The organism is Succinimonas sp., assembly GCF_045225735.1.
Lineage (GTDB): Bacteria > Pseudomonadota > Gammaproteobacteria > Enterobacterales > Succinivibrionaceae > Succinimonas.
The window spans coordinates 1-4,044 of record NZ_JBGVBR010000287.1; the positions used below are offsets into that span (position 1 = coordinate 1).

Sequence of the window (4,044 nt, forward strand, 5' to 3'; positions counted from 1 at the left end):
AGGCCCATGGCAAAAAAGATATACTCCCAGGGACAGCAGCTGATGATCAGGGATCCCGCCAGAGGGCCCACCACCGGAGCTATGGAATGAATGCCCATAAGCACCGACATGGTTTTGGTGAGCTCGCTCCCCCGGAAGACATCCACCGCCATGGCCCGGGCCAGCACCAGTCCGCCGCCCCCGGCCAGCCCCTGCAGAAAACGGCAGGCCACCATCATGGGGATCCCGGTGGCAAAGGCGCACAGCACCGAGGAAACGGCAAACAGCACCAGGGATATCAGAAGAGGTCCCCGGCGGCCGATGGCGTCAGACAAGGGGCCGATAAAGAACTGTCCCATAGCGATGCCCAGAAAGCAGGAGGTCAGGGTCAGCTGCACCGCCGAGGGATCGGTTTTGAAAAACTGAGTGATCTCGGGAACGCAGGGCAAATAAACGTCTGTGCACACGGGGCCGAAGGCAGTAAGGAGCGCCAGCACCGTGATGTAGGAAATGCGCGACCAAAAGGAATCCTGATTAAAGGGCTTCTGCATAATAAAAAGTTAATTCTCCAAAGCTGATAATATTCTGCGCTGCCGAGCTCCGTCTCTCCTGACCGTATCGGGGGCCGGCTCTGCCGCTTCAGGACTTCTCCGTTTTTTTCGGGGAGTTTTCAGGAGCATATCCGGGAAATTTCTAGGATTTTTCCTTTCCGCTGCGGCTTTCCTGCCGGAGCAGCTTAGCCAGAGCTCCCGCATTAAGGAGATCCTTTCTCAGGGATCCCAGAGTCAGCACCTCCGGCGTCAGGGGCACCGGCCGCACCGCCTTCACCGCCATGTAGCCGAGACGGCTGGAATAAACGGCTGCCGCCACCCCCTGTCCCAGGGCGGCGGAAAGCCGGCCGGTAACTCCGGCTCCCACCACATCCACCACGGCATCAGTAGCCAGTTCCGTAATTCCGATAAACACCAGATTCTTGGCCACCCTCCGGTAAAGCTGCATCCGGCCCCAGACTCCCGGCTTAAAGCCGTAGACCTCTGCCACTTCCCGGATAAGACGCAGGGAACGGGCAAAGGTGAAGATCATATCCAGCCAGGCCAGAGGACTCAGCGCCACCACGGCTCCGGTTTCCGCGGAACGCTTCACGATGATCTCCCGGGCCCTTTTGTCCTGAGCGGCCAGGATGTCAGTCTCATAAAGCCGGAACACCTCCTCGGCGGAAAAGTGACTCTGCAGCTTGTTCGCAAAGGCCTTGAAGGGACGGCTCCGGCGGATTCCGGATGCCTTGGCCATTTCCTCACAAAGCCGGAGGGCTTCATTAAAGGTTCCGTTCTTCCGGGTCTCCCGCACCTCTTCCCGGTGGCGATCCGCCTCCTTGAAAAGCAGCACGGTGCCGAGCTCCCGGTAAAGCATCCACAGGGTTATAAGAAGGACGAGTCCCAGAAAAAATGCCGCGCCGTAACCGAGATAAGGGGACTTCGCGTAGGCGTCGGCAATCAGGGTCATGATTTCCAGTCCGCCCCACCCGCATATAAAAAGAAGGGCCCAGAGCACCGGACTGGACCAGAAGCGGGTCGTTTCGGGCTCGGGTTCGTCTGATTCCCCCAGATCCACCGTGGTGGCTACCTGGGTCGTATCATTTTCGGGAGGGGTTTTCTCCAAATCTTCCGGCTTGGCATCCACTTCAAAGGACGCGATGTTGTCCGGAGAAGAAGCGGAGGCTGTGTTTTTGCGGTCTTCGCTCTGGATCCGGGACAGCAGATCTCCGTCCAGGGATTTAACCGCTGCCGCCTCTTCTTCAATTACAAAGCCGCCCCGCATTTCTTCCTTCATAGCTTGTCTCCCAGAATATAATGCAGCACCACGTCCAGATTCATTGAGGGGATTATCCGGTCAGCGCCAAGTTTGGGCGGCCGGAGCGAACGGAAATCAAAATTCTTCTGGAAAAACTCCATATCCTCCCGGGACCATTTGGAGGGAATGCTGCCGGGAAAATAAGGCTTGTCATCCGGATAGCCGGTAACCAGAATGTCGGTATCAAGATCCCCCTTCTTGTAATGCCGGCACTCGGTGGCTCTGATGGCGGACAGGGTGACAAACTCCGCCTGAGATCCCGCTGATCTCACGTTCTGCATGGCTCCCAGCACCATGGATCGCAAAAGAGACAGCAGATTCTGATGCTGGTCGTTGGTGATGTGATCCGCCTTGGAGGCCGCAAAAAGCACCCGGTCAATGCGGGGTGAAAACAGTCTGCTCAGAAAACCGCTGCTCCCGTAGCTGAAGTGGCTTAAGAGCGTGTCAAAGGCGTCATTGATATCGTAAAAGGTTTCCCGGCCGCCCTTAAGAGCTTTAAGGCAGTCCACCAGCACAATCTGCCGATCCAGTCTGGAAAAGCACTCCCTATAAAAGCCCCTGACAATCCGATCCCGGTAATAGTTGTATCTTTCCCGGAGCACGGCGTAGAGGGAGGAGATCCCCGCGTTTTTGCCCGCCTCCGGATCCGGACAGGGAATAAACTCCAGAGCCGGCGCCCCCTTAAGCTCCCCCGGGAGCAGGAAACGTCCCGGGATCAGGAGCGCAAAGCCCTGATCCTTGCATTTCCGGAGCCAGGAGGTATAGGCCGTCACCGCTTCATGAAGGTCATCGTCATTCACCGCGCCCTGCCAGTCCAGCTTTGCCGCCCGGTCGGCAAATTCCTTGCCGGAAACCACGCCGTCCAGCACCCGGAGCCGTTCCCGGCACTTCTCGGAAAAGTCCTCATACTCCATATCCAGCAGCATGAGATCCATCAGCCATTCTCCGGGGTAATCCCAGATATCCAGAAAAATGCGGTCTTCGTCCCCCATGAGATACCAGCGGCTGTTCCGGTAGCGGATTTCCAGCCGGATTTCGCTGATGCCGTCCGTGGATTCCGGCCACTGCGGGGGATCCTGTTCCAGAGTTTTCATGATGGAGCCATAGGGAAAACTGGTAACGGAAAAGTCCCGGGACTTGGCAATGCCGCCGTAGCTAATCCCCCGGGCAGCGTATTCCGGAAAACGCGGCATGCGATCCTCATAGCCCTTGAGACCGAAGGCTGAAATATTGTTAACCAGCGAGGTTATCAGCGCCGTTTTGCCGCCCCGGGAAAGTCCGGTTACCCCCAGACGGATCTCCCGGTCTCGGACGAGAGAAATCCCTTCGGATATGGTGGCGCCGACTTTATCAAACAGTAACATGCTTCCCCCTGTTCTCATTCCGTCCCGAAAAATCCTCGGGACAGTTCCGGCAAAAGTCCGGAGAAAGAAAGTAATTCGCAGGGTGATATTTTACCGCATTCGTCGCTTTATTATGTGAGTTTGCCGGATATCTGAGAAGGTGACCGTTTACCGGACGGAAAGGAGCGGGATTTTGCGGGGAGGTATCAGGACTGAAACACTCGGGAAATGAGCCGGAAAAAGCATCCGGCGGCTAATGACCGGCATCCTGAAAAGCAGAATGCAGGTCATCGGATTCCTCTCCGCTCCGGAGCTCCGTAAATCGGCGGCTAGGTGAAGCTGTATATCAGGACAAATTGAGTTTTAACAAAGTTTTTCAATCAGACATTGATGATCCTTGCTCTTCGGGTCATAGTTAATGCCAGCGAGAATGATATTTTTGGTGTATTTTTTGGTGTAGCGCTGGAAATACTCTTGTTTCTTAATCTGCTTAAGAGCTTCCTCAGCGGATTTCCCGTACTTGAACTCAATCAGAATAAGCGGATCTCTGCCTTTCACTGTTGGCTCATATACTAAATCCACTTTGCCTTTTCCCGCCTGATCCTCGCGGTGATAGTCATAATCATCAAGGGTTGACCACATGAGACCGGTTATAACGCAGTAGGTAAGAGCTGACTCGGTATTGTAGTCATAGATTGATACCGCGGGTGAATTATGAACCTCCTGAATAAGCCGAGCCGTTTCATTCCCGTCAAGATCCCTGATGGCTTTCAGAAGCTGTTCAGAACGCTTTATGGTCTCCATGCGTTCATACCAGTCCTGTTCTTTGACAATATCCAGCAAAGCTGATTTTATTTCGGCATTCGGAACA

At 55.0% G+C, this 4,044-nt stretch carries 4 protein-coding genes; all 4 read right to left on the reverse strand.

Going from position 1 to position 4,044, the window contains the following annotated elements; genetic code table 11:
* Nucleotides 1-530 (reverse strand): MFS transporter (locus ACJROR_RS10425; protein ID WP_406546997.1); only part of this gene is annotated, 530 nt, incomplete at its 3' end.
* 142 nt (nucleotides 531-672) lie between these two features.
* Nucleotides 673-1,809, reverse strand: a complete 1,137-nt coding sequence (locus ACJROR_RS10430; RefSeq protein ID WP_406546998.1) for a TIGR01620 family protein — start codon at nucleotides 1,807-1,809, stop codon at nucleotides 673-675.
* The gene (locus tag ACJROR_RS10435) at nucleotides 1,806-3,194 is read right to left on the reverse strand and encodes a YcjX family protein (protein ID WP_406546999.1); all 1,389 of its coding nucleotides are present in this window, start codon (nucleotides 3,192-3,194) and stop codon (nucleotides 1,806-1,808) included. Before ACJROR_RS10435 ends, ACJROR_RS10430 begins: the two co-directional genes overlap by 4 nt.
* Nucleotides 3,195-3,536: 342 nt before the next feature.
* Nucleotides 3,537-4,044: PD-(D/E)XK nuclease domain-containing protein (locus tag ACJROR_RS10440; protein WP_406547000.1), on the reverse strand; the 508-nt coding region annotated here is incomplete at its 5' end.

Excerpts from the sequence above, each read along its gene's own strand:
- ACJROR_RS10430 (WP_406546998.1), bottom strand. The coding sequence starts at position 1,809 with ATGAAGGAAGAAATGCGGGGCGGCTTTGTAATTGAAGAAGAGGCGGCA.
- ACJROR_RS10435 (WP_406546999.1), bottom strand. The coding sequence starts at position 3,194 with ATGTTACTGTTTGATAAAGTCGGCGCCACCATATCCGAAGGGATTTCT.